The sequence below is a fragment of the Ottowia sp. VDI28 genome (assembly GCF_049532675.1).
In the GTDB taxonomy this organism is placed as follows: Bacteria; Pseudomonadota; Gammaproteobacteria; order Burkholderiales; family Burkholderiaceae_C; genus Ottowia.
Window position 1 is genome coordinate 2,916,206 of record NZ_CP149820.1, and the last position, 24,402, is coordinate 2,940,607.

The 24,402-nt window shown below is 61.4% G+C and carries 23 protein-coding genes, 1 other RNA gene, 3 pseudogenes and 1 riboswitch; of the genes and pseudogenes, 22 read left to right on the forward strand and 5 right to left on the reverse strand.

Annotation, left to right across the window (positions count from 1 at the left end):
- The first annotated feature begins 15 nt into the window (after positions 1 to 15).
- The 11 genes and pseudogenes from nuoG to WJU18_RS13990 all read left to right on the forward strand — a co-directional run bounded on the left by nuoG (position 16) and on the right by WJU18_RS13990 (position 11,286).
- Entirely contained in the window at positions 16 to 2,166 is a 2,151-nt protein-coding gene (gene nuoG / locus WJU18_RS13940; RefSeq protein WP_423460629.1) for an NADH-quinone oxidoreductase subunit NuoG, read from the forward strand.
- Positions 2,163 to 3,239, forward strand: a complete 1,077-nt coding sequence (gene nuoH / locus WJU18_RS13945; protein WP_423460630.1) for an NADH-quinone oxidoreductase subunit NuoH — start codon at positions 2,163 to 2,165, stop codon at positions 3,237 to 3,239. The genes nuoG and nuoH overlap by 4 nt, the downstream gene beginning before the upstream one ends.
- A 17-nt stretch (positions 3,240 to 3,256) precedes the next feature.
- Positions 3,257 to 3,765, forward strand: a pseudogene (gene nuoI / locus WJU18_RS13950) (NADH-quinone oxidoreductase subunit NuoI).
- A gap of 35 nt (positions 3,766 to 3,800) precedes the next feature.
- Positions 3,801 to 4,475 (forward strand): NADH-quinone oxidoreductase subunit J, encoded by a 675-nt coding sequence (locus WJU18_RS13955; RefSeq protein ID WP_423460631.1) that lies wholly within the window; start codon positions 3,801 to 3,803, stop codon positions 4,473 to 4,475.
- Entirely contained in the window at positions 4,472 to 4,780 is a 309-nt protein-coding gene (gene nuoK, locus WJU18_RS13960; protein ID WP_423460632.1) for an NADH-quinone oxidoreductase subunit NuoK, read from the forward strand. Before WJU18_RS13955 ends, nuoK begins: the two co-directional genes overlap by 4 nt.
- A gap of 7 nt (positions 4,781 to 4,787) precedes the next feature.
- Positions 4,788 to 6,815 carry an NADH-quinone oxidoreductase subunit L gene (gene nuoL, locus WJU18_RS13965; RefSeq protein WP_423460633.1) on the forward strand — a complete coding sequence of 676 codons (2,028 nt, stop codon included), beginning with the start codon at positions 4,788 to 4,790 and terminating at the stop codon, positions 6,813 to 6,815.
- 18 nt (positions 6,816 to 6,833) lie between these two features.
- Positions 6,834 to 8,309 carry an NADH-quinone oxidoreductase subunit M gene (locus WJU18_RS13970; RefSeq protein ID WP_423460634.1) on the forward strand — a complete coding sequence of 492 codons (1,476 nt, stop codon included), beginning with the start codon at positions 6,834 to 6,836 and terminating at the stop codon, positions 8,307 to 8,309.
- 10 nt (positions 8,310 to 8,319) lie between these two features.
- On the forward strand, positions 8,320 to 9,807 hold the full coding sequence (gene nuoN / locus WJU18_RS13975; RefSeq protein ID WP_423460635.1) for an NADH-quinone oxidoreductase subunit NuoN: 1,488 nt from the start codon (positions 8,320 to 8,322) through the stop codon (positions 9,805 to 9,807).
- Between the two features lie 25 nt (positions 9,808 to 9,832).
- A complete protein-coding gene (locus WJU18_RS13980; protein WP_423460636.1) occupies positions 9,833 to 10,135 on the forward strand; it encodes a DUF2818 family protein in 303 nt (100 codons plus the stop codon).
- A gap of 80 nt (positions 10,136 to 10,215) precedes the next feature.
- The gene (locus tag WJU18_RS13985; protein ID WP_423460637.1) at positions 10,216 to 10,803 is read left to right on the forward strand and encodes an NUDIX domain-containing protein; all 588 of its coding nucleotides are present in this window, start codon (positions 10,216 to 10,218) and stop codon (positions 10,801 to 10,803) included.
- Between the two features lie 3 nt (positions 10,804 to 10,806).
- Entirely contained in the window at positions 10,807 to 11,286 is a 480-nt protein-coding gene (locus tag WJU18_RS13990) for a DUF1178 family protein (RefSeq protein WP_423460638.1), read from the forward strand.
- Between the two features lie 61 nt (positions 11,287 to 11,347).
- Here the strand turns inward: WJU18_RS13990 and fnr are convergent, their stop codons facing one another.
- Entirely contained in the window at positions 11,348 to 12,058 is a 711-nt protein-coding gene (fnr, locus tag WJU18_RS13995; RefSeq protein WP_423460639.1) for a fumarate/nitrate reduction transcriptional regulator Fnr, read from the reverse strand.
- 210 nt (positions 12,059 to 12,268) lie between these two features.
- On the opposite strand from fnr, the pseudogene hemN reads away from it, so the two are divergent.
- Positions 12,269 to 13,650, forward strand: a pseudogene (hemN, locus tag WJU18_RS14000) (oxygen-independent coproporphyrinogen III oxidase).
- Positions 13,651 to 13,712: 62 nt separating this feature from the next.
- Positions 13,713 to 14,318, forward strand: a complete 606-nt coding sequence (locus WJU18_RS14005) for a sulfite exporter TauE/SafE family protein (RefSeq protein WP_423460640.1) — start codon at positions 13,713 to 13,715, stop codon at positions 14,316 to 14,318.
- A gap of 60 nt (positions 14,319 to 14,378) precedes the next feature.
- Here the strand turns inward: WJU18_RS14005 and WJU18_RS14010 are convergent, their stop codons facing one another.
- Together WJU18_RS14010 and ssrS are read right to left on the reverse strand one after the other, a co-directional pair.
- Positions 14,379 to 15,197: a sulfite exporter TauE/SafE family protein gene (locus WJU18_RS14010; protein WP_423460641.1), complete on the reverse strand. Its 819-nt coding sequence runs from the start codon at positions 15,195 to 15,197 to the stop codon at positions 14,379 to 14,381.
- Between the two features lie 55 nt (positions 15,198 to 15,252).
- Positions 15,253 to 15,433, reverse strand: a non-coding RNA gene (gene ssrS, locus WJU18_RS14015) — 6S RNA.
- 231 nt (positions 15,434 to 15,664) lie between these two features.
- Between ssrS and WJU18_RS14020 the strand changes: the two genes are divergently transcribed.
- Positions 15,665 to 16,714 (forward strand): IS110 family transposase, encoded by a 1,050-nt coding sequence (locus WJU18_RS14020; RefSeq protein ID WP_423454084.1) that lies wholly within the window; start codon positions 15,665 to 15,667, stop codon positions 16,712 to 16,714.
- 436 nt (positions 16,715 to 17,150) lie between these two features.
- Here the strand turns inward: WJU18_RS14020 and WJU18_RS14025 are convergent, their stop codons facing one another.
- Both WJU18_RS14025 and WJU18_RS14030 read right to left on the reverse strand, forming a co-directional pair.
- Entirely contained in the window at positions 17,151 to 17,480 is a 330-nt protein-coding gene (locus WJU18_RS14025; RefSeq protein ID WP_423460642.1) for a cell division protein ZapA, read from the reverse strand.
- Positions 17,477 to 17,713, reverse strand: a complete 237-nt coding sequence (locus tag WJU18_RS14030; RefSeq protein ID WP_423460643.1) for a DUF904 domain-containing protein — start codon at positions 17,711 to 17,713, stop codon at positions 17,477 to 17,479. Before WJU18_RS14030 ends, WJU18_RS14025 begins: the two co-directional genes overlap by 4 nt.
- Before the next feature lie 62 nt (positions 17,714 to 17,775).
- Positions 17,776 to 18,027, forward strand: a riboswitch (cobalamin riboswitch).
- A gap of 87 nt (positions 18,028 to 18,114) precedes the next feature.
- Here WJU18_RS14030 and WJU18_RS14035 point away from each other — a divergent pair.
- The 8 genes and pseudogenes from WJU18_RS14035 to WJU18_RS14070 form a co-directional block, all read left to right on the forward strand.
- Positions 18,115 to 18,529, forward strand: a pseudogene (locus tag WJU18_RS14035) (TonB-dependent receptor); the annotation flags it as partial.
- Positions 18,530 to 18,538: 9 nt separating this feature from the next.
- Entirely contained in the window at positions 18,539 to 19,945 is a 1,407-nt protein-coding gene (locus WJU18_RS14040; protein ID WP_423460993.1) for a TonB-dependent receptor domain-containing protein, read from the forward strand.
- A 51-nt stretch (positions 19,946 to 19,996) separates the two neighbouring features.
- Positions 19,997 to 20,575, forward strand: coding sequence for a bifunctional adenosylcobinamide kinase/adenosylcobinamide-phosphate guanylyltransferase (locus WJU18_RS14045; protein WP_423460644.1), 579 nt, complete (start codon positions 19,997 to 19,999; stop codon positions 20,573 to 20,575).
- Positions 20,576 to 20,589: 14 nt separating this feature from the next.
- On the forward strand, positions 20,590 to 21,459 hold the full coding sequence (locus WJU18_RS14050) for an ABC transporter substrate-binding protein (protein WP_423460645.1): 870 nt from the start codon (positions 20,590 to 20,592) through the stop codon (positions 21,457 to 21,459).
- Complete coding sequence (locus tag WJU18_RS14055; protein WP_423460646.1) at positions 21,456 to 22,439, forward strand: FecCD family ABC transporter permease; 984 nt, start codon at positions 21,456 to 21,458, stop codon at positions 22,437 to 22,439. Before WJU18_RS14050 ends, WJU18_RS14055 begins: the two co-directional genes overlap by 4 nt.
- Positions 22,436 to 23,227 (forward strand): ABC transporter ATP-binding protein, encoded by a 792-nt coding sequence (locus WJU18_RS14060; protein WP_423460647.1) that lies wholly within the window; start codon positions 22,436 to 22,438, stop codon positions 23,225 to 23,227. The genes WJU18_RS14055 and WJU18_RS14060 overlap by 4 nt, the downstream gene beginning before the upstream one ends.
- A gap of 10 nt (positions 23,228 to 23,237) precedes the next feature.
- On the forward strand, positions 23,238 to 23,819 hold the full coding sequence (gene cobO, locus WJU18_RS14065; RefSeq protein WP_423460648.1) for a cob(I)yrinic acid a,c-diamide adenosyltransferase: 582 nt from the start codon (positions 23,238 to 23,240) through the stop codon (positions 23,817 to 23,819).
- Positions 23,820 to 23,847: 28 nt separating this feature from the next.
- Complete coding sequence (locus tag WJU18_RS14070; RefSeq protein ID WP_423460649.1) at positions 23,848 to 24,390, forward strand: methylated-DNA--[protein]-cysteine S-methyltransferase; 543 nt, start codon at positions 23,848 to 23,850, stop codon at positions 24,388 to 24,390.
- Positions 24,391 to 24,402: the final 12 nt, after the last annotated feature.

A 24,402-nucleotide genomic window follows, 5' to 3' on the forward strand; every position in this document is an offset into this window, starting at 1 on the left:
GGCAGAAGAAGCGCCATGGTTGAAATCGATATCGACGGTAAAAAGGTGGAGATAGTCGAAGGCAGCATGATCATGCATGCCGCCGACAAGGCTGGCACCTATATTCCGCATTTTTGCTATCACAAGAAACTGTCCATTGCCGCCAACTGCCGCATGTGCCTGGTGGACGTGGAAAAAGCTCCCAAGCCGATGCCGGCCTGCGCCACGCCTGTGACGCAAGGCATGATCGTGCGCACCAAGAGTGAGAAAGCCATCTCCGCGCAGAAGTCGGTGATGGAATTCCTGCTCATCAACCATCCGCTCGATTGCCCCATCTGCGATCAGGGGGGCGAATGCCAGCTGCAGGATTTGGCCGTGGGCTATGGTGGCTCCGGTTCGCGTTACGAAGAAGAAAAGCGCGTCGTGTTCCACAAGGATGTAGGCCCCCTCATCTCCATGGAAGAGATGACGCGCTGCATCCACTGCACACGCTGCGTGCGCTTTGGCCAGGAAATCGGCGGCATCATGGAATTGGGTATGTCTCACCGCGGTGAGCATTCCGAAATCGAAACCTTCGTCGGGCATTCGGTGGATTCCGAACTGTCGGGCAACATGATCGATCTGTGCCCCGTCGGCGCATTGACCAGCAAGCCTTTCCGCTACAGCGCCCGTACCTGGGAACTGTCTCGCCGCAAGTCCGTCAGCCCGCACGATTCCACGGGTGCCAACCTGATTGTCCAGGTCAAGAGCAACCGGGTGATGCGTGTCGTTCCGCTCGAGAATGAAGCGGTCAACGAGTGCTGGATTGCCGACCGCGACCGTTATTCCTACGAAGCGCTGAACGGCGCCGAACGCCTGACAGCACCCATGCTCAAGCAGGGCGGGGAGTGGAAAGAGGTCGATTGGCAAACCGCGCTTGAGTACGTGGCCAACGGCCTGAGCCAGATCAAATCCGAACACGGTGCCGGTAGCATTGGTGCATTGGTCAGCCCACACAGCACGCTGGAAGAGCTGTACCTGGCCGCCGCGTTCACGCGTGGCCTGGGAAGCGAAAACATCGACCACCGCCTGCGCCATGCAGAGTTCGCGCAGGCCGAAGGCGTGCGTTGGCTGGGCACCTCGATTGCATCCCTTTCCGATCTGCAGTCAGTTCTGGTGATCGGCTCCAATCTGCGCAAGGATCATCCGCTCTTTGCGCAGCGCATCCGGCAAGCCGTGCGCCGTGGCGGCGCCCTGGCGGCCATCACTTCCGAAGCGCTCCTGTCTGCACCCGATGCATGGGCCATGCCGATCAAGCACTGGATGGTGGGTGCGCCGAGCGAGTGGGTGCAAGCGCTCGCGGACGTGGCAGCGGCCATCGCGGCAGAGAAGGGCGTTGCCGTTCCAGCCTCGCCAGTGACCGGCCAGGCCAGCGAAGGCGCCAAGGCCATCGCCAAGACGCTGATTGCCGGTGAGCGCAAGGCTGTGCTGCTGGGCAATGCGGCCGCCCATCATGCCAATGCGTCCAGCTTGCTGGCCTTGGCCAACTGGATCGCGGCCCAAACCGGCGCCAACGTAGGCTATCTCACCGAGGCTGCCAATACCGTGGGTGCGCAGTGGGTCAACGCCGTGCCGGGGCAGGGCGGCCAGAACGCCGGCCAGATGCTTGCAGGCGGCTTGAAGGCCGCGCTGCTGTTCAATTGTGAGCCCGCATTCGATACCGCTGGCGGTGCAGCCGCCGCGCAAGCGCTGAATGCCAGCGAAATGATTGTCACCTTCAGCCCGTTCAAGGCCAACATGGACATCAGCGACGTGCTGCTGCCCATCGCGCCGTTCACTGAAACGTCGGGCACCTTCGTCAATGCCGAAGGCCGTGTGCAAAGCTTCCACGCCGTGGTCCGCCCGCAGGGGGATGCCCGCCCGGGTTGGAAGGTGCTGCGTGTGCTGGGCGATTTGCTCGGTGTGCCGAACATGGCGTTCGATTCGTCGCAGGAAGTCCTGGCGCGTGCGCTGGGTTCCGAATCCGTGGCGGCATTGCCCGCCGAGCGCCTGAGCAATGCCACCAGCGCCTCGGTACGTCCAGGTGGCGACGCCGCTTCAGTGCGGCCTGTCGGCATCTATGAACTCGACGGCATCGTGCGCCGCGCGCCTTCGCTGCAGTTGACAGCAGATGCCCGCCATGCTGCTGCGCAAGGAGCCACGGCATGATCGACGCTCTCTACAACGGCGGCATGCATCTTTTCGCCGTATCCTGGTGGGCCGAGTTGGTCTGGCCGGTGATCTGGAACTTGATCAAGATCGTCGTCATTCTGCTGCCATTGATGGGTGCGGTCGCCTATCTGACACTCTGGGAGCGCAAGCTCCTTGGCTGGATGCAAGTGCGCCACGGCCCGAACCGGGTTGGCCCGCTCGGGATGCTGCAGCCTATCGCGGATGCCGTCAAGCTGCTGACCAAGGAAATCATTCAACCCACGGCAGCCGCCAAGGGCTTGTTCCTGCTCGGCCCGCTGATGGCCATCATGCCGGCGCTCGCCGCATGGGCGGTGATTCCTTTCGGTCCTGACGTGGCTCTGGCCAATGTCAACGCGGGTCTGCTGCTGGTCATGGCCATCACCTCGATCGAGGTCTATGGCGTGATCATCGCCGGTTGGTCATCGAACTCCAAGTACGCCTTCCTGGGGGCGCTGCGCGCTTCGGCGCAGATGGTGAGCTATGAAATCGCCATGGGTTTTTGCTTCCTGGTGGTGCTCATGGTGTCGGGAAGCATGAACCTGACGGACATCGTCATGTCGCAAGGGCAGGGCATGGCCGCAGACAAGGGCTTGGGCCTGCTGTCATGGAACTGGCTGCCACTGCTGCCGATCTTCCTGGTCTACCTGATCTCCGGCGTAGCCGAGACCAACCGCCACCCGTTTGACGTCGTGGAAGGCGAAGCCGAGATCGTGGCCGGCCACATGGTCGAGTACTCTGGCATGGGCTTTGCCGTGTTCTTCCTGGCTGAATACGCCAGCATGTGGCTGGTGTCCATTCTGGCCGTCATCATGTTCCTGGGGGGCTGGCTGTCGCCGTTCGCGGCACTCGACTTCATTCCGGGCTGGATCTGGCTGGCGATCAAGACTTTCGCCGTCGTGTCCATGTTTATCTGGATTCGCGCGACCTTCCCGCGTTTCCGTTATGACCAGATCATGCGCCTGGGATGGAAGATCTTCATCCCGGTCACGCTGGTGTGGTTGCTTGTCGTCGGGGCGTGGATGCAAACGTCCTGGAATATTTGGCATTGAACACGGAGGATGTGACCATGGCTTCCGTAGCTGCTTCACCCTTTTCCATTCGCGATTTCTTCAAGAGCTTCATGCTCGTGGAGCTGTTCAAGGGCATGGCCCTGACCGGCCGCTACGCCTTCAGCCGCAAGGTGACGGTACAGTACCCTGAAGAAAAACTCCTATGTCGCCGCGCTTTCGCGGCCTGCACGCGCTGCGCCGCTACGAGAACGGCGAAGAGCGCTGCATCGCCTGCAAGCTGTGCGAGGCGGTCTGCCCCGCAGTGGCGATCACCATCGAGTCCGACGTTCGGGCCGATGGCTCGCGCCGCACCACGCGCTACGACATTGACCTGACCAAGTGCATCTTTTGTGGTTTCTGCGAAGAAAGCTGCCCGGTCGACTCGATCGTCGAAACGCACATCTTCGAATACCACGGTGAAAAGCGGGGCGACCTGTACTTCACCAAGGAGATGCTGCTGGCCGTCGGTGACCGGTACGAACCCGAAATCGCTGCCGCCAAGGCGGCTGATGCCAAGTACCGCTGATCCAGCCAGGCTCGCCTTACCGATAGACACGATCCATGGACGTCCAGACCGGCTTCTTCTACCTGTTCTCGCTAGTGCTGCTTTTCGCGGCCTTCCGAGTTGTCACCTCGCGCAACCCCGTGCACGCGGTGCTTTATCTCATGCTCGCCTTTTCACAGGCATCGGGCATCTGGCTGCTGCTCAAGGCGGAATTCCTGGCGATCGTGCTGGTGCTTGTGTACCTGGGCGCGGTGATGGTGCTGTTCCTCTTCGTCGTGATGATGCTCGACATCAACATTGACAGCCTGAGGCAAGGCTTCTGGCGCCATTTCCCGCTGGCGCTTGCTGTGGGCGCGCTCATTTCGCTTGAAATGGCCGTGGTACTGATCGGTGGTTTCCGCACGGGCCTGGCGCCGGCAATTCCCGAAACCGTCACCAACGCGGCAGGGCAGGTGGTTCAGTATTCGAACACCAAGGCGCTGGGTACGCTCCTGTACACCAAGTATCTCTATCCGCTGGAAATCGCCGCCGTCATTCTGCTGGTGGCCATGGTTGCCGCGATTGCCCTGACCCTGCGCCAGCGCAAGGACAGCAAGGCCATCAACCCTTCCATCCAGGTGAAGGTGCGGGCACGCGATCGCGTCGAGATGGTGTCCATGGCCTCCACGCGTGAAGCGCCGCCTCCTGCGCCTCCCGCTGAAGAGACGCCTGCCGAGGGAGCCAAGAAATGACTTTGACACTCGCTCACTTCCTGACCTTGGGCGCGATCCTGTTCGCGCTCTCCGTGGTCGGAATTTTCCTGAACCGCAAGAACCTCATCGTGCTGCTGATGGCCATCGAACTGATGCTGCTGTCGGTCAACATGAACTTCGTGGCTTTCTCGCACTATCTGGGCGACATGCACGGCCAGGTGTTCGTCTTCTTCATCCTGACGGTAGCGGCCGCTGAGTCGGCCATTGGCCTGGCGATCCTGGTGCTGCTGTTCCGGAACAAGTCGAGCATCAACGTGGACGAACTCAATTCGCTCAAGGGTTAATAACAAGATGAGTCAGACCCTTTCCGCTTCCATGCTGCTCGCGGTGCCTCTGGCTCCGCTGGCAGGTTCGGCGCTGGCGGGCATTCTCGGTACGGCTTTCGGCGGCAACCGCATCGGCCGTACCGCCTCGCATTCCGCCACCATCCTGGGCGTGCTCGTGGCCTTCATCATCTCGGCCATGACGCTGCAAAGCGTCATTTCCGATGGTGCGCATTTCAACCAGACCCTCTATGAGTGGATGGTCGTCGGCGGCTTGAAAATGGAGGTGGGCTTTCTCATCGATGGCCTGACGGCCATGATGATGTGCGTTGTGACCTTCGTGTCGCTCATGGTGCATATCTACACCATCGGCTACATGTCCGACGACGACGGCTACGACCGTTTCTTCTCCTACATCTCGCTCTTCACCTTCTCCATGCTGATGCTGGTGATGAGCAACAACTTCCTGCAGCTCTTCTTCGGCTGGGAAGCCGTGGGCCTGGTCTCTTATCTGCTGATCGGCTTCTGGTACAACCGTCCGACAGCGATTTTCGCCAACATGAAGGCCTTCCTGGTCAACCGCGTGGGTGACTTCGGCTTCATTCTCGGCATCGGCCTGATCGCCGCTTTTGCGGGTACCTTGAACTACAGCGAAACCTTCGCCAAGGCCGGCGAGTTGGGCAGTATGCAATTCCCCGGCATGGAATGGCAGTTGATCACCGTCATCTGCATCTGCCTGTTCATCGGTGCGATGGGTAAATCGGCGCAGTTTCCGCTGCACGTCTGGCTGCCCGACTCGATGGAAGGCCCGACACCGATTTCCGCGCTGATCCACGCCGCCACCATGGTGACGGCCGGCATCTTCATGGTGGCGCGTATGTCGCCCCTGTTCGAGCTCTCGGATACGGCCCTGAACTTCATCCTCGTCATCGGTTCGATCACGGCATTGTTCATGGGCTTTCTGGGCATCATCCAGAATGACATCAAGCGGGTCATCGCCTATTCGACGCTGTCGCAGCTTGGCTACATGACCGTGGCCCTGGGCGCGTCGGCCTACTCCGTGGCGGTGTTTCACCTTATGACGCACGCGTTCTTCAAGGCGCTGCTGTTCCTCGCGGCCGGCTCCGTCATCATGGGCTTGCACCACAACCAGGACATCCGCTGGATGGGGGCCGTGCGCAAGTACATGCCCATCACCTGGATCACTTTCCTGCTGGGCTCCCTGGCGCTGATCGGTACGCCGTTCTTCTCGGGCTTCTACTCGAAAGACGCCATCATCGAGGCGGTCCATGCCAGCCACTTGCCTGCAGCCGGTTTCGCCTACTTCGCCGTACTGGCGGGGGTGTTCATCACCGCGTTCTATTCGTTCCGCCTTTATTTCCTGGTCTTCCACGGTAAAGAGCGCTACGACCAGAATCCTGACGCGCACCATGATGATCACCATGCCCATGACGACCATCATGGCCATGACGAGAAGCCGCACGAAACGCCCTGGGTGGTCTGGCTGCCGCTGGTGCTGTTGGCCGTGCCCTCGGTCGTTATCGGTGCCATGACACTGATGCCGATGTTGTTCGGTGATTTCTTCAAGGGCGTGATCTTTGTCGATGGTACGCGCCATCACGCGATGGCCGAGCTGGCAGAGGAAATCCATGGCTGGGTGCCCATGGCGCTGCACGGCTTTACCGCGCTGCCGTTCTGGCTGGCACTGGCGGGTGTGGCGGTCTCGTACTACATGTACATGATCAATCCGGCCTTGCCGGCGCGTATCAAGCGCATGTTCCAGCCCATCTATACGCTGCTCGAGAACAAGTACTACATGGACTGGATCAACGAGAACGTGTTCGCCCGCGGCGCGCGCGTCATCGGTACCGGCCTCTGGAAAGGTGGCGACCAGGCGTTGATCGACGGCGCCGTCGTCAACGGCTCCTGGAAAATCGTGGGTTGGATCTCCAGCGTGGTGCGTCGCCTTCAGTCTGGCTATCTCTACCAGTACGCGCTGGTGATGATTCTGGGTATCTTCGTGCTGATGACGTACTTCGTCTGGCTCAACAAGTAAAAAAGGGACACCAAGAAAATGGGTTGGTTGAGCCTTGCCATCTGGACACCGATCGTATTCGGCGTCATATTGCTGGCGTTCGGCCGGGAGAGCCAAGCGCAGATGGTGCGCTGGTTGGCGCTCATCGGGTCGCTCGTCAGTTTCCTAGTCACGTTGCCGCTGTACTCGGGCTTCCAGCTCGGCACGGCGCAAATGCAGTTCGTCGAGAAAGCGCCGTGGATCACGCGCTTCAATGTCAATTACCACCTGGGCGTCGACGGCATCTCGCTGTGGTTCGTGTTGCTCACGGCCTTCATCACGATCATCGTGGTCATCGCCGGCTGGGAGGTCATCCAGCGCAAGGTCAACCAGTACATGGCGGCCTTCCTGATTCTCTCGGGCCTGATGATCGGCGTCTTCTCGGCACTCGACGGCGTGTTGTTCTACGTTTTCTTCGAAGCCACGCTGATCCCGATGTACCTCATCATCGGTATCTGGGGCGGTCCGAACAAGATCTACGCGGCCTTCAAGTTCTTCCTGTACACGCTGCTGGGTTCACTGCTGACGCTGGTGGCATTCATCTACCTGTACACCCGCTCGGGCGGCAGCTTCGATATTCTGGCTTGGCATGCGCTGCCGCTTTCCGAGACCGCGCAAACCCTGCTGTTCTTCGCGCTGTTCGCGGCTTTTGCCGTGAAGGTGCCGATGTGGCCGGTGCACACCTGGTTGCCCGACGTGCACGTGGAAGCGCCTACTGGTGGTTCTGCCGTGCTGGCGGCCATCATGCTGAAGCTCGGTGCCTACGGTTTCCTGCGCTTCTCGCTGCCCATCACGCCTGATGCTTCCCATAAATGGGCCGGGCTGATGATCACGTTGTCGCTCGTGGCCGTTATCTATGTCGGTCTGGTGGCACTGGTCCAGAAGGACATGAAGAAGCTCGTGGCCTACTCGTCGGTAGCGCACATGGGTTTCGTCACGCTGGGTTTTTTCATCTTCAATGACCTTGGCATCACGGGTGGCCTGGTACAGATGATCGCGCACGGTTTTGTCTCCGGTGCCATGTTCCTGTGTATCGGCGTGCTGTATGACCGGGTGCATTCACGCGAGATTGCAGCCTACGGTGGCGTGGTCAACACCATGCCGCGCTTCACAGCGTTCGCGCTGCTGTTCTTCATGGCCAATTGCGGCCTGCCGGGCACGGCGGGTTTCGTGGGCGAGTGGATGGTGATCCTGGGTGCCGTCAAGGCCAACTTCTGGATCGGCCTGCTCGCGGCGACAGCTCTGATCTCCGGTGCGGCCTATACCTTGTGGATGTTCAAGCGGGTCTATTTCGGCCCCGTGACGAATGACCACGTGCGCAAGCTTTCGGATATCAACGCGCGTGAATTCCTCATGCTGGGCTTGCTGGCACTGGCGGTATTGGCCATGGGCGTGAACCCCAAGCCTTTCACCGACGTGATGGACGCTTCGGTGGCAAACCTGCTGCAGCAGGTGGCGGTATCCAAACTGAATTGAGGACCAGGAGATGATTGACAGTTTCAGTTGGATATCCATTTACCCGGAGATCGTGCTGCTGGTAATGGCGTGCGTGATCGCCCTGGTGGATTTGCTGGACAAGGGCGTGCGCCGCACGGCTACGTACGTCCTGTCTGTCTTGACGCTGCTTGTGCTGGCGGTGCTGACTGGCCTCTATGCCCTCGAAGGGCAGACCGTCTACGGTTTCGGCGGTATGGTGGTGAGCGACTCCATGGCCAACTGGCTCAAGTGCTTTGCCTCGCTGGCCACTGCTGTGACGCTGGTCTATGGCCGGACCTACATGCGCGACCGCGGCGTGCTGCGCGGTGGCGAGTGGTTTACGCTGAGCCTGCTGTCGCTGGTGGGTATCTTCGTGATGATTTCCGGCAACAACTTCCTGCTCATCTATCTGGGCCTTGAGTTGTTGACCCTGTCCAGCTACGCCATGGTGGCCTTGCGCCGCGACCACACGGTGTCCGTGGAAGCCGCCATGAAGTATTTCGTGCTGGGCGCCATGGCCTCCGGCTTCCTGCTGTACGGCCTGTCCATGCTCTACGGTGCCACTGGCACGCTTGACATCGGCTCCGTCTTCAAGGCCGTGGCTTCAGGCCAGATCCGCCATCAGGTGTTGGTGTTCGGCCTGGTGTTCGTGGTGGCCGGCTTGGCGTTCAAGTTTGGCGTGGTGCCTTTCCATATGTGGATTCCTGATGTCTATCAGGGGGCTCCTACGGCGGTCACGCTGACCATCGGCTCCGCACCGAAGCTCGCGGCTTTCGCCATCGCTATCCGCCTTCTGGTCGAAGGGCTTCTGCCACTGGCCTTCGATTGGCAGCAGATGCTCGGTTTGCTGGCCGTCGCGTCGCTCCTGGTGGGTAACCTGGCAGCCATCGCGCAGACCAATTTGAAGCGCATGCTGGCTTATTCCACGATCGCTCAGATGGGCTTTGTGCTGCTGGGCCTGATGTCGGGCGTGGTCAATGGCAACGCGCTGTCAGCGGCTAACGCCTATAGCTCGGCCATGTTCTACATGGTGACCTATGTACTGACGACGCTGGCGAGCTTCGGGATCATTCTGCTGCTTTCCCGCGAGGGGTTCGAAAGCGAAGAGATCGTCGACCTCGCAGGTCTCAACCAGCGCAGCCCGCTGTATGCCGGCATCATGGCTATTTGCCTTTTCTCGCTCGCAGGCCTGCCGCCGCTGGTGGGCTTCCAGGCCAAGTTGTCCGTGCTGCAAGCGCTTATCAGCACCGGTCAGTCGCTTCATATCGGCTTGGCGGTGTTTGCCGTGCTGATCTCGCTGGTGGGGGCTTTCTACTACCTGCGCGTCATCAAGGTTATGTACTTTGATGAGCCGGTGAGCGCATCGCCTATTACGGCACCCGCCGACATGCGTGCCTTGCTGTCGATCAATGGTGCTTTGGTGCTGGTGCTTGGTATCGTTCCGGGCGCATTGATGACGTTGTGCGCCAAGGCCATCGTGCAAATGCTGGGAACGTAAGGCAGCCTCGCTGTCTCTCAACAGGATGTCCCAGAGCTTTGCCATTTGGCTATTGATCCTGCTGGCTTTTGTGGCTGCCAATCTGCCGTTTCTGAACCAGCGCCTGCTGTCTGTCTATCCGCTCCGTGGCGGCAAGTCGCTGGCTTGGCGCTTGGCTGAACTGGTATTTTGGTACTTCGTTATCGGCGGCATTGGTCTGGGGTTGGAGCAGAGCGCCGGCCAGATTTCGCCGCAGGGGTGGCAGTTTTACGCCATCACGGGAGCGCTGTTTCTGACTTTGGCGTTCCCGGGCTTTGTCTACCGCTACCTGCTTCGGCGGGGCCGGTAATCCTGCAAATCCTGCCAGACCGTGCAAATGGAATGGCAGCAGAATGCACCTGCCAGCATCGCTTCCAGGATAATCCCTCCATGAGCTCCGATCCCCATCTGCAAGAAACCCGCGTCAGTAGCGAAGAAGTGCTGCGTGGCGGCTTCCTGCAGGTTTTGCGGGACACGGTGCGCCTTCCCGATGGCGCGCAAACCTACCGCGAATACATTGTTCATCCGGGCGCGGTGATGATCATTCCGCTGATCGAAGCCGAGGACGGGAGCGTGCGCGTGTTGATGGAGCGCCAATACCGCTATCCGGTGGGGAATGTCATGATCGAGTTTCCCGCCGGCAAACTCGATGCAGGTGAAGCGCCGCTGGTATGTGCCCAGCGCGAGTTGCGGGAAGAGACCGGTTACACCGCTCGCCAATGGGCGCGTGCAGGGAGATTACATCCGGGTATTTCATATTCCACCGAGTTCATCGAAATCTGGTTTGCCCGCGGCCTCTCAGAGGGCAAGTCCCAGTTGGATGAGGGGGAGTTCCTGGAAGTTTTCAGCGCCACGCCGCAAGAAATTCTTGACTGGTGCCGCAACGGCCAGATCACGGATGGCAAGACCCTGACCGGCGCGCTGTGGCTGCAAAACGTCCTGGCTGGCGCCTGGACGCTCGAATGGCGGGAAGCTTAAGTCATGAAGGTATTGGATCTTCAGTGCCATCACGGACACGTTTTCGAGGGCTGGTTCGCTTCGGAAGACGATTTTCAGCAGCAGGTATCCAGTCAGTTACTGACGTGCCCCATGTGCGGCGATACCTCGGTGAGCAAGCTACCTAGCGCCCCGCGTTTGAACCTGGGCGCTTCCGGGGCGCCTGTGACCGCTGAACCCTCCCAAGCCTCGCCGGGTGGGGCAGGAGCGTCTGAACCGGTGGCTGCACTGCCGCCAGCTTCACTGCAGGCCGCCTGGATGCAGATGGTGCGCCGCGTGATGGCCAACACCGAAGACGTGGGCGAGCGCTTCGCGGAAGAAGCTCGCAAGATTCACTATGGGGAGTCGGACGAGCGGGGTATCCGAGGCCAAGCTACTCCAGAGGAAACCGAAGCCTTGCTGGATGAGGGCATTGCAGTCGTGCCGCTGCCCGTGCCTCCGGGATTCAAGGATACGTTGCAGTAAAGCCGGCTGACGAGACTAGAGGCCTATTGCGGCGGCGTTTTGCGACGGCCTACCGCCTGGCCTATTGCGGCGTGATCACTTCTCGCAGCGCCTGGGTGTTCAGAATACGCACATGCCGCTGCTTGACTTCCACCAGGCCGTCTTCGGCAAACTTGGAAAAAGCCCGGCTCACGGTTTCCAGCTTGAGGCCCAGGTAGCTCCCAATTTCCTCGCGGGTCATGCGGAGAATCAGTTCCGACTGCGAAAAGCCTCGTGCGTGTAGCCGCTGCACCAGATTCAGCAGAAAGGTGGCCAGGCGCTCTTCGGCCCGCATGCTGCCAAGCAGCAGCATCACACCGTGTTCGCGCACGATTTCGCGGCTCATGATCTTGTGCACATGGCTCTGCAGCGCTGGCACTTCGCGCGAGAGCTCTTCGATGCGGTCGAACGGCATCACGCAGACTTCAGCATCTTCCAGCGCAATGGCATCGCAGGTATGGTGATCGTCCACGATGCCATCGAGGCCGATGATCTCGCCGGCCATTTGAAAACCTGTGACCTGATCGCGGCCGTCTTCGGAAGCAATGCAGGTTTTGAAGAAGCCCGTGCGTATGGCGTAGAGCGCTGAAAAGGGTTCTCCATTGGAGAACAGGGAGGCGCCCCGCCGGATTTTGCGCCGAGTGGCTACGAGTTCGTCCAACCTGTCGAGATCACTGCCCGACAAGTCCATGGGCATGCACAACTCACGCAGGTTGCAGTTGGAGCAGGCTACTTTGATGGCTTGAGGAGTCATTGTGGTGTCGGCGTGCGCACTAGGGCGAACTAGGGCGAGATGGTGGGCGAAGTGGTCGGCGAGGTAGTAAAGCGATGACTCATTGTAGGCTGCCCAGCGAATTGATCCACCGCAAACCTTGCGGCAATGGCCTCCATCTCTTGATCGGGATCAAGGAAATTTCATCTTTCCTGCGCGACCATCGACTCTGCTATCGAGGATATCTCCTGAATGACTACTGTGACCCCAGAATTGCTCCAGCGTTTCGATGTGCCTGGCCCGCGCTACACATCCTACCCCACGGCGGACCGGTTCGTGGAGGCGTTTGGCCAGGCTGACTATGTGCAGGCCCTGGAGCAGCGGCGCCATGGCCCCGCGGCCATGACGCTGCCGCTTTCGCTCTATGTGCATATTCCGTTCTGTGAGTCGCTTTGTTATTACTGCGCCTGCAACAAGATCATTACCAGGCACCATGAGCGCAGCGCGCCTTATCTGAGTTATTTGAGCCGCGAAGTCGATCTGCACGTGCAGCGCATCGGCCACGGGGTCAACGTGAGCCAGTTGCATCTGGGCGGCGGCACGCCTACGTTCTTCAATGACGGCGAGCTGGGCGGGCTGATGGGCATGCTGCGGCAGAATTTCAATCTAGTGCCCGGGGGGAGTACTCGATCGAGATCGATCCCCGGACCATTGACGAGGAGCGCCTTCGCACCCTGGCGCGCCTGGGCTTCAACCGCTTGTCCTTCGGAGTGCAGGATTTTGATCCAGACGTGCAGAAGGCGGTGCACCGCATCCAGCCCGCGGAGCAAGTGTTTTCCCTGGTGGCGGCGGCCAGGCGTATCGGCTTTGAGTCGATCAACGTCGATCTGATCTACGGCTTGCCCAAGCAAACCCCCGAATCTTTCGATCGCACGCTGGCGCAAGTGGCCGAATTGCGGCCTGATCGCATCGCTCTTTACGGGTACGCTCACCTGCCGGAGCGCTTCAAACCTCAGCGGCGCATCATTGCGATCGATCTGCCGGGGGCCGGCAACAAAGTGGCGATGCTGGCACGCGCACTCGCCGCGTTCGAGGCGGCAGGGTATATCTATGTGGGCATGGACCACTTCGCGTTGCCGAACGATTCCCTGGCTGTCGCCAAGCGGCAGGGCCGGTTGCATCGGAATTTCCAGGGCTATAGCACTCAGCCTGACTGCGACCTGATCGGCCTGGGCGTATCAGCCATCGGCAAAATAGGCGCGGTCTACAGCCAGAACGCCAAGACACTGGAAGAGTATCAGGACGCGCTCGACCATGGGTTGCTGCCTGTGGCCCGGGGTCTAGCTGTCTCACGAGACGATCTGGTCCGGCGTTCGATCATCATGGCACTGATGTGCCAGGGACGCTTGCACTTCGAGGCTATCGAGATCGCGCACCTCATCGATTTCAAGCGCACCTTTGCCGCTGAGCTGGAAGTGCTGCGCGGCATGCAGGCGCAGGGGCTGGTAGAGTTGTCTGATTCCGGTATTGAGGTGACCCCCATGGGGTGGTTCTTCGTGCGGGGTGTGGCGATGGTGTTCGACAAATACCTGCAAGCCGATCGCACGCGGGCGCGTTTTTCGAAGATCATCTGACGAGCTCGTAGATACGTTTTAAACAGGTTCCGAGGAGTAGCACCCGGAATGTCGTCATTCATATGCTGACGTCACTTGCGCTCACAGCTTTCGGCATGGGACTGGCCGGCGGTCCGCATTGCATTGCCATGTGCGGGGCCGCTTGCGCCGGTATCGGCCAAACCGCCGGAGCGCGCAGCACTTCGGCGATGAGCCTGTTCCAGGCTGGGCGCATCATCGGGTATGCCACGCTCGGTGGCCTGGCCGCCGCTTCATTGCAAGGCATCGGCTGGCTGACCACACAGAGCGCCGCAATCCGTCCTGTGTGGACTCTGCTCCACGTGGCGGCCGTCGTGATTGGTCTGCTGCTGCTGGTGCAGGCCCGCCAGCCGGTATGGATCGAGCAGGGCGCGCGCCGGATCTGGGCGGCGGTTCGCGGCTTCCAGCAAAAGCGCGGGCGCAGCGCGCCATTGATAATCGGCGCGCTCTGGGCCTTCATGCCCTGCGGCCTGCTGTATTCCGCCTTGATGGTGGCCGCTTTGGCCGGCAGCGTAGCCGGTGGCGCCGTCACCATGGCGCTCTTCGCGCTCGGCAGCAGCGTGTCGCTGATGCTCGGCCCCTGGCTGCTGTTGCGGCTGCCCGCGAGTATCAGGGAGAGTGGGGCGTGCGCCTGGCTGGCTTGGCCCTGATGGCGGCTTCAGGCTGGGCGCTGTGGATGGGCCTGGTGCACGACCAGGCTCCCTGGTGCGTTACACCGACGTAATACCCTTGTAGAGCATGTATGCCCCCAGCAGGTACAGAATGCTGGCAAAGGCGCGCTTGAGCTTCTTGACCGGCAGTGCGTGCGCAGCGCGTGCGCCCTGCGGCGCCATCAGGACGCTGAAGCAGGCGATGACCACCAGCGCAGGTAGCCACAGGTAGCCGAAGGAGTAGGGCGGGAGTCCCTCGATATTCTGGCCGGAGACGATATAACCGATCACATTGGCCAAGGCAATCGGAAAACCGAGCGCGGCGCTGGTGGCCACCGCGTTGTGAATGGCCACGTTGCACCAGGTCATGAAGGGCACGCTGACGAAGCCGCCACCAGCGCCGACCAGCCCTGACAGAAGGCCGATCACGCCGCCCGCGCCCAGCAGTCCCGCGGTGCCGGGAATCTGCCGCGTAGGGGCCGGTTTCTTGTCGAGAAACATCTGCGTCGCGGAAAATCCCACAAAGGCCGCGAACACCAGCGCCAGTATGGAACCTTTGAGAATGGCGAAAATTCCGAGGCTGGCAATCATGGCGCCCAGTACGATGCCGGGTGCCAGCGCCTTCACGATGTCCCAGCGCACAGCACCTCGCCGGTGGTGCGCGCGCACGCTGCTGATGGAAGTGAAAATGATGGTGGCCATGGATGTGGCAATGGCCATCTTGACCGCCAGGCCCGGCGCCACGCCGCGCGAGCTGAGGATCGCCGAGATGAACGGCACCATGATCATGCCGCCGCCAATACCCAACAGCCCAGCCAGAAAACCGGTGCAGATGCCAAGCAGGGCAAGTTCTACGATCAGCAGCGGTTCGATAGGCATGGCGGGAAAATGAAAAAAGCCCTCACACTCCCTGAGAAGGCTTTTCAGCAAGAATAAGGTGTCTGCGAATGCCGCCGAACCGTCATCCTGAACGCAGGGTTCAGGTGGGCGAGGTCAGACTGATCTTGGGTTCATCTGACGCGAGATGATCACGCTGACCAGACAATGTTCCAAGCCCGTGCTCAATGAGCATTGGTTCAAGGAAATATAAAGTCCGGCGCGCATCGCAGACAAGAATATTCTACCCCCTGAGGCGCTTGCGCGCCTTCCCCCAGGGGACATCACCAGCGGCCTGGCAAAGCCAGCTCCGCGGTGATTCGGGCATGGCCTGCTCCGCGGCCTTCTGATGTTGTGTTTCCGTCATTCCCGCGCAGGCGAATACGAGGGGACTTCCCACTTACCAGGAACGGCGTCGAAGCGCCAAGATTGAGGTGCGAACGTCAATCTAAAGAGTAAGGAGAAGTCCCATGAGTGAGATTACACGAGTTGGAGTGGATCTGGCCAAGAACTTGATTCAAGTGCATGCGGTGGATGCTCAGGCAGGTGTGTTGGTGCGCCGAGCGCTAGCGCGGCGAGGTTTCCTGCCCTGGTGCGCGAAGTTGCCTGCCGGTTGTTTGGTGGTGATGGAGGCGTGTACTGGAGCGCATCACTGGGCACGCCGGCTCAGCCAGCTTGGTTTGCAGGTGCGCCTGATCGCGCCTCATCTAGTGGCGCCATACCGTTTGCAGGGCAAGAAAGGCAAGAATGACGCCAATGATGCTGCGGCGGTGTGCGAGGCTGCCAGCCGCCCGCAAATGCACTTTGTGCCGATCAAGACGACCGAGCAGCAAGCGATCCTGGGTGTACACACCCTGCGTCAAGGCTGGGAGAAAGACAGAACTGCGTGCATCAACCGTATTCGTGCACTGCTGGCCGAGTTTGGTCTGGTGTGTCCTGAAGGGGTGGGCAAGCTCAAGGAGCAGCTGACCCAGCTCAACGAGGATGCCAGCAACGAGATGCCCGCGCTGGTGAGATTAAGCATTGAGCGACTGCAAATGCAGTGGCGCCAGCTTGATCAGGACATTGGCTGGTGCGAGCAGCGCATTGCACAACACATCAAGCAAGACAGTCGAGCTCAGCAGGCTCAGCAGCTACTGGGTATTGGGCCTATAGGCGCTTCGGCGCTCGTGGCCAGCGTGGCCGACTTCAGTCAGTTCAAAACGGCTGCGCAGTTTGCTGCCTGGCTGGGGTTGACACCCTCGCAGCACTCCAGCGGTGGCAAGAGCCGCCTTGGCGGCATTACCAAGCAGGGAGATACGTATTTGCGGATGCTGCTGGTGCAGGGCGCCAAATCGGCCATTCACTGCAGCAAGCCACGCCAGGAGCGAGTGTGGCTGTGGGCGCAGCAGTTGCGTGAGCGCATGGGCTGGCAAAAGGCGGCTGTCGCGCTGGCAGCCAAGAACGCCCGCATTCTATGGGCGATGTTCACGCGAGGCCAGCCATTTGTGGCCAATCATGTGAGCGTCAAACCGACGTAGAAGTAGATCGACACATGTTTCGTTTATCAAAAAAATGATGTTTCAACAGGACGGCACTTCGCAGATCAATTGAACAGGTTAGACCGGCAGCGGATAAGCTCGATGGATTCCAGGTGGCCTGTTCAGGCCACGAAAGGCGAATGGGAGCCTCCGCTGAGCGGCTCGTATCTGGGTCCGACACCAAGCTCTTCGTAGCTCGTCAACAAGACCGTCAGTAGGTAGGCCGTCTTTCTTCGTTCAGTTCAGTGTCCTTGCAGTCAGCTCCGTAATAAACAACTAAACCATCAGAACCATCAGAAATAACAACCATATTCGCTTGACAACGTGGGATGCCCCAGTAGGAATCCAGGGGGCTGTGGAAAGCTGGCGCAGGAGCCCGCTTGCGCGAGGAGGGCGGAGGAAGGCTTTTGGCGCACTCTACAGAAGTGCTCCGCTCCTACAGCAGCCGGCCGTCTTCCCCAAGCGCCAGGTCCAACCGCTCCAGCAGGGCTCCCAAAGTCGCTTGCTCGGCCACGCTCATCCCGGGTTCCGCATCACTGCCCTCGGCCGTGGGTGCGGCTGGCGGCCTGGGCTCGCTCAGTTCGAATGCCAGGTTCAGTGCCGCCAGCACCGCGATCCGGTCGCGGGCCTTGATCTTGCCGGCATCGCGGATTTTGCTCATGGCGGCGTCTACCCGCTGCACAGCTTCCTGCAACTGGGCTTCACCGCCCTCCGGGCAGCCCAGCAGGTAGCCTTGGCCCAGGATCTTGACTTCGAGCTGTTTCATTTGCCTCCCTTGTCATCTGGCGGCAGCACGCTGGCCGCGGCTGGCAGGCGGTCGATCAATGAGTCCACGCGCGCTCGTGCGGCCATCAGGCGCGATTTCAGGCTGTCCCGCTCGTGTGTGAGCGATTCGACCTGCTGCGCGAGCAGTTCATTGGTTCGGCGCAGTTCCTCGTGGCGCACGAGCAGGCGCTCTACACGCTCGGCTATCTGTTCAATCAGGGGCGGATTCGTCATGGCGCGGCGGCAAGGGCAGAACGCTGATTGTAGGGTTCCATGGACCCTATGGTTTCCGGGCTCTTACAATTGGCGTTGTTGGTGCTCGCGTTTGTGGTTCACACGGCGCAGTTCAACGGGAAGCAGGAGGGCCTCGTGCGTCGCGCACGGCCGGTCTAACCTGCGCTGCCCCCGCAACGGTAAGCGAATGGGATGCCTCGCGCATCCCGGCTCATGCCTCACACAGCCACTGGATGCCTTGAACAAGCAACCGGGAAGGCGAAGCAGGAGCGACCTTCGCCAGCCCGGATACCGGCCAACGAGGAGGGAGGGCGCTTTTGCTCCTGAGCAGCGCGCGCTACCAGTTTGCCCCAGGCGCTGGCGGGGAAGCCGGCAGGGGTTTGCCATCTGTGTCATTTGTGATGAGAACAATTCCGTTCACGCTCAAGCCGGCGTTGCTGCCGCTTGCCTTGGTCTGCGCCTATTCCGCGCATGCCCAAACCCCCGCCCAGACCGCTTCCGCCTCGGCCGTCTCGCTGAGTGAAACCGTGGTGACCGCCGCCCGCGTGGAACAGCCTTTGACCGACGTGCTGGCAGACGTCACCTTGATCGACGAGAAGGAAATCCAGCGCAGCGGCGCGACCAGCGTGTCGGATCTGCTGGCCAGGCAAGCCGGCCTTGAGATCTCGCGCAATGGCGGTCCCGGTACGACCAGCAGCATCTACTTGCGTGGTGCCGAGAATCGTTTCACCGCTGTCTATATCGATGGCATACGCGTCGACACGCAATCCACGGGGGCCACCCTGGGAGGCCATCTCGCTGAGCCAGATCGAGCGGATCGAAATCGTGCGGGGCGCCGCCGCCGCCGTGTATGGCTCGGACGCGGTTGCTGGCGTGATCCAGATTTTCACGCGCAAGGGCCGGGGCCCTTTCACGCCCTATGTCGGCGTGGGTGTGGGTAACCATGGCCGCAAGACGGCAGAGGCCGGGTTTTCAGGCAAGAATGATGCCATCGACTATTCCTTGGGCGTGACACGCGACACCAGCGATGGCTTCGACAGCCGGCCGGGTTCCAACCCGGACAAGGATGGCTATCGCAGTACCAGCGCCAACGCGCGCCTGGGCTGGCAGATCAATCAGGCGCACCGGTTGGAATTGACGGGCACATACACCGACATGGACGCGCAATATGACGGCTTTACCGCCGATCTGGATGACCATGGCCTGAACCGCCTGGCCACTGGCGGTCTGACATGGTCCGCACAATGGACGCAGAACTACAGCACGCGCCTGTCCGTCAGTGAGTCGCGGCAGCGCTACGAAACCAAACCCAGCCCTTACAGCTCCGAAACCACGCTGCGCAACTATCTGTTCCAGAATGAGTGGCGCAGCGGCGGCCACCTGGTGACGGCAGCGCTGGAGCGGCTGGAAGACCGCCTGGCCAACGCCGACATCAACCGCAGCCGGCACAAGAACGGCATCGCCCTGGGCTACGGGTATACGGGCGGTCCGCATACGGTGCAGCTCAATGTGCGCCACGATGACGATAGCGAGTTCGGGGGCCAGACTACCGGCAGCGCGTCTTACGGCTACAGCTTCGCTCCCGGCTGGCGCGTGACGGCTGGCGCGGGGACGTCGTTCCGCGTGCCGACGCTGTATCAACGCTTTTCGCAGTATGGCCAGCCCGCGTTGCAGCCGGAAAAAGGCCGGAGCTTCGAGCTTGGCCTGCGCTGGGCGGAAGGCACGAGCAGCTTTGGCGTCACGGCATACCGCAATCGCGTACGCAACCTCATCACCTTCGGTGCCGCCGGCCCGTGCGGCGACGCGTATGGCTGCTACGAGAATACCGGGCGCGCAGAATACCAGGGCCTGACGATCACCGGCGCGCACAAGCTGGCCGGCGTCAACCTGAGCGGCTCGCTCGATCTGCAGGACCCGCGGGATCTGAACACCGACAAGCGTCTTGCACGCCGTGCGCAAACGCTGCTGAAGCTGGCGGCGGATACCGATGTGGCCGGCTGGACGCTGGGTACCGAGTTGCTCGCATCTTCCAAGCGCTATGACGATGCTGCCAACAGGAACGTGCTGGGCGGCTATGGTCTGGTGAACCTGTACGTCAGCAAGGTGATCGCGCGTGAATGGACGCTGCTGGCGCGCATCAATAATGTGGCCGACAAGGACTATCAGGTCGCGCGAGGCTATGCCACGCCAGGCCGGGAATTCTACGTAGGCCTGAAATGGTCTCCGCGCTGAGCGGAGCCCAAAGCTGACCGGTATTGACGATGCTTCAAACACGCACAAGCCATGAACGATTTGCACGTCGCGCGCAGTGAGCTGATTCTGGGCGGCCAGAAGAGCGGCAAGTCGCGCCGTGCCGAAAATCTGGCCGCGGCGTGGCTGCAGGCGTCGTCTTCCCACCGTGCGGTGCTGATCGCCACAGCCGAGGCGCACGATGATGAAATGCGCCAACGCATCGCACGCCACCAGCGTGAACGCGCCGAGAGGGTGCCTGGCCTGTTGACCTTGGAGGCGTCCTGCGATCTGCCGGCCGCCATCGGCGCTGCCGGTGGGGCGGAGACGCTTCGCGTGGTCGATTGCCTCACACTATGGCTCACAGGGCTCATGATGCCATTGGGGCGGGAAAATCAATCCGCGCAGGCGGTGCAGGGGGAAGTGGCGCTTCTTCTGGAAACAATTGAGAGCACCTCAGGCCCCATCATCCTGGTCGGCAATGAAATTGGTTTGGGGGTGATTCCCCTTGGCCGCGAGGTCCGCGCTTTCGTCGATGCCCTGGGGGTGCTTAATCAGCAGATGGCCCAGAGATGCGAGCGTGTGAGTTTGATGGCGGCGGGTCTGCCGTTGGTTTTGAAGGGAGAGGCATGAGCGTGCGGTTGATCATGAGGAAATTGGCCGCGTTGCTGATTCTGCCCATCGCATTGGCCGCTCACGCCTACGACATTACCGATGACCGGGGGGTGGTGGTCAATCTTCCAGAGCCGCCGAAACGCATTGTCAGTCTGTTGCCCTCCCTGACCGAAACGGTTTGCGAATTGGGTGCTTGCGAGCGGCTGGTGGGGGTTGATCGCTATTCCAACTGGCCAGCAGGTGTGCAGAAGCTGCCAAAGGTCGGTGGCGGGCTGGATCCGAATATCGAGGCCGTGGTCGCTCTCAAGCCTGATTTGGTGCTGGTGGCGACGTCTTCGCGTGCCAGCGAACGCCTGCGCGCGCTGGGCCTGAAAGTGGCTGCGCTGGAGCCCAAGACCGGTGCCGATGTGCGCCGTGTCATTGGCAAGCTGGGAGATATCCTCAAGGTGCATGGGGCCGAGCGCGTCGCGCGGGCCATTGATGACGGCGTGGCAGCGGCCGCCCGGACGGTGCCCGAGCAACTCCGCGGCCAGCGGGTGTACTTCGAGGCCAGCCCCGGCCCGCACGCCGCCGGGCCGAGCTCTTTCATCGGCGAGATGCTGGCTTCGTTGGGTCTGCGCAATATCGTCACTCCTGACCTGGGGCCATTTCCCAAAATCAACCCCGAGTACGTGCTGCGCGCCAATCCCGATCTGATCATGGCAGGTCAGCGCAGCGCCTCCGAGCTGAAAAAGCGGCCCGGCTGGCCGAATCTGCGCGCCATCCGGGACGAGCATATGTGCATTTTCGATTCCGAGCAGGTTGATATATTGGTCCGGCCTGGCCCGCGCATGGCGGAGGCCGCGCGCATCATGGCCCGCTGCGTGATCGAGAAGGGGCCGCCGCCTGGAGCCAAGCCGTGAATTCACGCGCCGCCTGGCTGGCGTTCGCGCTGCTGACGTTGTCGGTTCTCGCGCTGGCCGTGGGCGCAGGCGTTGGCAGCACAGGCTTCGAGAGCGTGTTGCGCGCGCGCCATGATCCTGTGGCCTGGCAGATCATCGGCGAAGTCCGCCTGCCGCGCACCCTGGGCGCGTGGCTGGCTGGTGCCTTGCTGGGTTTGGCGGGCGCCGTGGCGCAAGGCTTGTTCCGCAATCCATTGGCCGATCCGTTTCTGCTCGGCAGCGCCTCCGGCGCCATGCTGACGGTCGCGTTGGCTCTCGCGCTGATGGGAGGGGATGCCGCTGCGGCGTCGTGGGCTGGCAAGATTGGCTTGACCGGGGCAGCCTTCATCGGCGCGCTGGGTGGGGTGCTGCTGACTTTGCTTCTCGCGCAAGGGGTGCAGCATACCTTGCGCCTGCTGCTGGCTGGCGTGGTGGTTGGGTATGTGCTGGGCGCGGTCAAGGATCTGGTGACCCTCTCGGCCCCTGACGTGCTTTCTGCCATGGTGGGTTTCGTACTCGGCAATACCGGCTTCGTGGGTTGGAGCGCTTGTGTCGTCATGGCGGCTGTACTGCTGCCCTGCATGGGGCTGGCGTGGGTGATGGCCCGCGTCCTGGACGGCTTGAGCCTGGGCGAGGCGACCGCACAAAGCCTGGGCTTACCGCTGGCGCCGATGCGGGCGGCATTGATCGCCGTGCTGGCCTTGGCTACCGGAACCGCCGTGGCGCAGACGGGGCTCGTGGGCTTCGTCGGTCTGGCAGCGCCGCACCTGGTGCGGCCGCTCGCGCGGGTCACGCATGGGCCGCTGGTCCTGTTGGCGGCCATGATGGGTGGCGTGCTGCTCATGCTGGCCGATATTGCCGCTCGTGCCTTGATCTGGCCGCAGGAATTGCCCGTGGGGGTGCTCACGGCTGTGCTGGGCGGCAGCTACCTGCTGTGGCTGATGTACCGGAGAACCAGATGACTCGCTCTACGGCGGCTGTTTCCGGTTCGGCGGCTCTTTCGGTCAGCTCCACGAGCACGAGCATTGCCGGAAGGCCCATTCTGGGGCCCATCGATCTGGCGCTGCCGGCCCGGCGGTGGACGAGCATCGTCGGCCCTAACGGTGCTGGCAAATCAACGCTTTTGCGCGTGCTGGCCGGTTTGCTTCCTACGGCTGGGCCGGTGCGGCTACAGGGCCGCCCGCTGAGTCAATGGCATGCGCGCGAGCGGGCCCGGCAACTGGCCTGGTTGGGGCAGGGCGAAACAGGCGGGGAGGATCTGACTGCCTACGACGTGGCCCTGCTCGGTCGATTGCCGCATCGCGCCTGGCTGGCACCGCCATCGCCCGCCGATCACACTGCCGTTGCCCGCGCGCTCAATGCCACCCAGGTAGAGGCGCTGCGTGAACGGCGGCTGGGCGATCTCTCGGGAGGGGAGCGCCAGCGCGTGCTGCTGGCACGCGCGCTGGCCGTGGAAGCCCCGATTCTGTTGATGGACGAACCCCTGGCTCACCTTGATCCCCCGCATCAAGCTGATTGGCTTGAGATCGTGCGAAGCCTGATCGCTGGTGGCGGCACCGTGGTCAGCGTACTGCATGAGCTCTCGATGGCCTTGCAGGCCGACGATTTGCTGATCGTGCGGGACGGCAGCATTGTTCATCATGGGCCCTGCAGCGATCCTGCCACGCACGCGGCCCTGCAAGCCGCGTTCGATAACCGTATCGCCATCCACGCCCTGGAGGGCACCTGGGTGGCATTACCCCGTATTTAGAAAGATTTTCATGCAGATAGAAACTCCCCCAACCGAAAAGCGCTACGAGAAACCCGCAGGCGAGCGCCGCGGCCTGGTGATCGTGAATACCGGAGACGGCAAGGGCAAGAGTACGGCCGCCTTCGGCCTGGCCTTGCGCGCTTTCGGCCGCCAGCACATACACGGCAAGCAAGTGGTGATCTTTCAATTCATGAAGGTGCCCACGGCGCGTTTCGGGGAACACCGCATGTTCGAGCAAATCGGCCTGAAAATCGAAGGGCTGGGCGATGGTTTTTCCTGGAAGAGCAAAGACCTGGAACACTCGGCCCAGCTCGCGCGTGAAGGCTGGGAGAAAGCCAAGGCGGCTATCCTCGGTGGCGAGCACTTTCTGGTCGTGCTGGATGAGATCACCTACCCGCTGATTTACGGCTGGCTGCCTCTGGATGAAGTGCTGCAAACCCTGAAACAGCGCCCCTCAGACGTGCACGTATGCTTGACGGGCCGCCGGTGTCCGCAGGAGTTGGTCGATCTGGCCGATACTGTGACGGAAATGACCCTTGTCAAACATGCGTTCAAGGCCGGCATACCCGCTCAGCGTGGAATAGAGGATTAGGATTCCTGTACTACGATCAGGAGCCCGCATGCCCAACACGACCCTGCACATCTATCCCACCCCTGTCGGCGAGATGGTGGCCGTCTTCACCCCGCAAGGGCTGCGCATGCTCGAATTCATCGGGCAGCCACGCGTGGATCGGGAGATGGCGCAGGTGGACGCGGCGGCCGGCGGCGCTGCCGTGGAAGGGCAGAACGCCTTGACCAGGCAATTGGGCCGTGAACTTACCGAGTATTTCGCGGGTGAACGGCGTGTTTTCGACATCCCGCTCGATTTGCTGGGGACGCCATTTCAGCAAAAAGTGTGGCAGGCCTTGCTGGAAATTCCCTACGGTGAAACCTGGAGCTACGGACAAGAGGCGCACCACATTGGCCGCCCCACGGCGAGCCGCGCAGTCGCCGCCGCCAATGGGCAGAACAAGATTTCCATCGTCGTGCCTTGTCATCGTGTGATTGGCAGCAACGGCCAGCTCACCGGCTACGGTGGCGGGTTGCCGCGCAAGCAATTTCTGCTTGCTCTGGAAAAAGAGACTTCGCAACCGCAGGGCCAGCTCTGGCAACCGCCTGGATGATGCTTTTCCCCT

What these genes read in the sequence shown, in the direction of transcription:
- nuoL (WP_423460633.1), top strand. Translation starts at nt 4,788, where the DNA reads ATGAGTCAGACCCTTTCCGCTTCCATGCTGCTCGCGGTGCCTCTGGCT.
- nuoK (WP_423460632.1), top strand. Translation starts at nt 4,472, where the DNA reads ATGACTTTGACACTCGCTCACTTCCTGACCTTGGGCGCGATCCTGTTC.
- WJU18_RS14020 (WP_423454084.1), top strand. Translation starts at nt 15,665, where the DNA reads ATGAGTGAGATTACACGAGTTGGAGTGGATCTGGCCAAGAACTTGATT.
- WJU18_RS14070 (WP_423460649.1), top strand. Translation starts at nt 23,848, where the DNA reads ATGCCCAACACGACCCTGCACATCTATCCCACCCCTGTCGGCGAGATG.
- WJU18_RS13990 (WP_423460638.1), top strand. Translation starts at nt 10,807, where the DNA reads ATGAAGGTATTGGATCTTCAGTGCCATCACGGACACGTTTTCGAGGGC.
- nuoG (WP_423460629.1), top strand. Translation starts at nt 16, where the DNA reads ATGGTTGAAATCGATATCGACGGTAAAAAGGTGGAGATAGTCGAAGGC.
- nuoN (WP_423460635.1), top strand. Translation starts at nt 8,320, where the DNA reads ATGATTGACAGTTTCAGTTGGATATCCATTTACCCGGAGATCGTGCTG.
- WJU18_RS13955 (WP_423460631.1), top strand. Translation starts at nt 3,801, where the DNA reads ATGGACGTCCAGACCGGCTTCTTCTACCTGTTCTCGCTAGTGCTGCTT.
- nuoH (WP_423460630.1), top strand. Translation starts at nt 2,163, where the DNA reads ATGATCGACGCTCTCTACAACGGCGGCATGCATCTTTTCGCCGTATCC.
- WJU18_RS14005 (WP_423460640.1), top strand. Translation starts at nt 13,713, where the DNA reads ATGCTGACGTCACTTGCGCTCACAGCTTTCGGCATGGGACTGGCCGGC.
- WJU18_RS13980 (WP_423460636.1), top strand. Translation starts at nt 9,833, where the DNA reads ATGTCCCAGAGCTTTGCCATTTGGCTATTGATCCTGCTGGCTTTTGTG.
- WJU18_RS14025 (WP_423460642.1), bottom strand. Translation starts at nt 17,480, where the DNA reads ATGAAACAGCTCGAAGTCAAGATCCTGGGCCAAGGCTACCTGCTGGGC.
- fnr (WP_423460639.1), bottom strand. Translation starts at nt 12,058, where the DNA reads ATGACTCCTCAAGCCATCAAAGTAGCCTGCTCCAACTGCAACCTGCGT.
- cobO (WP_423460648.1), top strand. Translation starts at nt 23,238, where the DNA reads ATGCAGATAGAAACTCCCCCAACCGAAAAGCGCTACGAGAAACCCGCA.
- WJU18_RS14010 (WP_423460641.1), bottom strand. Translation starts at nt 15,197, where the DNA reads ATGCCTATCGAACCGCTGCTGATCGTAGAACTTGCCCTGCTTGGCATC.
- WJU18_RS13985 (WP_423460637.1), top strand. Translation starts at nt 10,216, where the DNA reads ATGAGCTCCGATCCCCATCTGCAAGAAACCCGCGTCAGTAGCGAAGAA.
- WJU18_RS14045 (WP_423460644.1), top strand. Translation starts at nt 19,997, where the DNA reads ATGAACGATTTGCACGTCGCGCGCAGTGAGCTGATTCTGGGCGGCCAG.
- WJU18_RS13970 (WP_423460634.1), top strand. Translation starts at nt 6,834, where the DNA reads ATGGGTTGGTTGAGCCTTGCCATCTGGACACCGATCGTATTCGGCGTC.
- WJU18_RS14050 (WP_423460645.1), top strand. Translation starts at nt 20,590, where the DNA reads ATGAGGAAATTGGCCGCGTTGCTGATTCTGCCCATCGCATTGGCCGCT.
- WJU18_RS14030 (WP_423460643.1), bottom strand. Translation starts at nt 17,713, where the DNA reads ATGACGAATCCGCCCCTGATTGAACAGATAGCCGAGCGTGTAGAGCGC.
- WJU18_RS14060 (WP_423460647.1), top strand. Translation starts at nt 22,436, where the DNA reads ATGACTCGCTCTACGGCGGCTGTTTCCGGTTCGGCGGCTCTTTCGGTC.